This is a genomic window from Methylobacterium sp. WL116, from assembly GCF_008039455.1.
Taxonomy (GTDB): Bacteria; Pseudomonadota; Alphaproteobacteria; order Rhizobiales; family Beijerinckiaceae; genus Methylobacterium.
Map to the genome: position 1 here is coordinate 1 of NZ_VRUV01000745.1, position 1704 is coordinate 1704.

Annotated in this window: 1 protein-coding gene; it reads left to right on the forward strand. The window is 75.5% G+C overall.

The window, feature by feature from the left end; translation table 11 throughout:
• Positions 1–91 precede the first annotated feature (91 nt).
• On the forward strand, positions 92–1704 hold a 1613-nt coding region (locus FV223_RS26885; protein ID WP_147729771.1), incomplete at its 3' end, for a glycoside hydrolase family 2 protein.

A 1704-nucleotide genomic window follows, 5' to 3' on the forward strand; every position in this document is an offset into this window, starting at 1 on the left:
CGCCGCTGGCGGCCGCGCTCGAGCGCCCCGCCGCGAGCTACGACGCGGTCTTCTCCGCCCTCGACCGCGCCCTGCGCTGAGGGACGGCGCCGTGGCCCGCCTCCACGCCGTCGACGGCATCCCGGCCCGCACGATCGAAGGGCCGTGGTCCCTCGTGGTGACGGCGCCCGGTGCCTGCGCCGGGCCGGGCGAGGCGGCGAGCCTGCCGGGCTGGATCCCGGCGGAGGTCCCCGGCACCGCGGCCGCCGCGCTCCGTGCGGCCGGCCTCTGGTCGGAGGCCGAGCCGACGCCGCTCCACGGGGCGGACGTCTGGTACCGCACCGCGCTGACCCTGCAGGGCCGCGAATCCCTCCGCTTCGAGGGGCTGGCGACGCTCGCCGAGATCTGGGTCGACGGCGTGCTCCGCCTCGAGACGCGCTCGATGTTCCTCGCCCACGCCATCGCGGTCGAGGGGACGGGCACGGTCGAGCTCGCCCTGTGCTTCCGCGCCCTGCAGGCCGATCTCGACCGGCCCAACCGGCGCGGGCGCTGGCGCCCTCGCCTGGCGACGCCCGGAGCGCTGCGCCACGTCCGCACCAGCCTGCTCGGCTTCATGCCCGGCTGGTGCCCGCCGATCGACACGGTCGGCCCGTACCGGCCCGTCACCCGGACCGCGATCGGTCCCGAGCGTCCGCACGTGCTGTCGGTCGACCTGCGCGCCGCGCTCGACGGCGGCACCGGCCGCCTGCGCCTCGGCCTCGCCCTCGCCGATGCCGGAGGCTCCCGGCTGACGCTCCGCTGCGCCGGGGCAGAGGCGGTGATCGAGGCCGACGCGGCGGGCGGCTTCGCCGGCGAGGTGCTGATTCCCGAGGTCGCCTTGTGGTGGCCGCACACCCACGGCGAGCCGCGGCTCCACGCGGTCGAGGCCGAGATCGACGGCCATGTGCTGGCGCTCGGTCGCGTCGGCTTCCGCACGATCGCGCTGGAACGGCCGTTCGCCGAGGGCCTGAGCCTGACGATCAACGGCGTGCCGGTGTTCTGCCGCGGCGCGTGCTGGACGCCGGCCGACCTCGTCGGCCATTCGGCCGAGGCGTGCCGCCCGCTGCTGGCGCTCGCGCACGAGGCCGGCATGAACATGCTGCGGGTCTCCGGCATCACGCTCTACGAATCCGACGCCTTCCACGACCTGTGCGACGAGCTCGGCATCCTGGTCTTCCAGGACCTGATGCTCGCCAACTTCGACTATCCCGTCGACGATCCGGCCTTTCGGGAGCTGCTGCTCGCCGAGATCGACGGCTTCCTCGACCGCACCCAGGCCTCGCCCTCGCTCTGCGTCCTGTGCGGCGGCAGCGAGGTCGCGCAGCAGGCGGCGATGCTCGGGTTCCCCCGAGACGCCTGGACCGGGGGCCTTGCCGACGACGTCCTCGCCGCCCGCGTCGCCCGCCTGCGGCCGGACCTCGTGGTGGTGCCGAACTCGCCCTTCGGCGGGGACCTGCCGTTCTCGACCGAGGCCGGGCTCGCCCACTATTACGGCGTCGGCGCCTACCGCCGGCCGCTGGAGGATGCGCGCCGCGCCGAGGTCGGCTTCGCCTCGGAATGCCTGGCCTTCGCCAACGTGCCCGAGGACGCGACGCTGCGGGAGGCTGACCTCCTGGACCCCGCCGGCCCGGCCTGGGCCGCGGCGATCCCGCGCGACCGCGGCGCGGATTGGGATTTCGAGCAGGT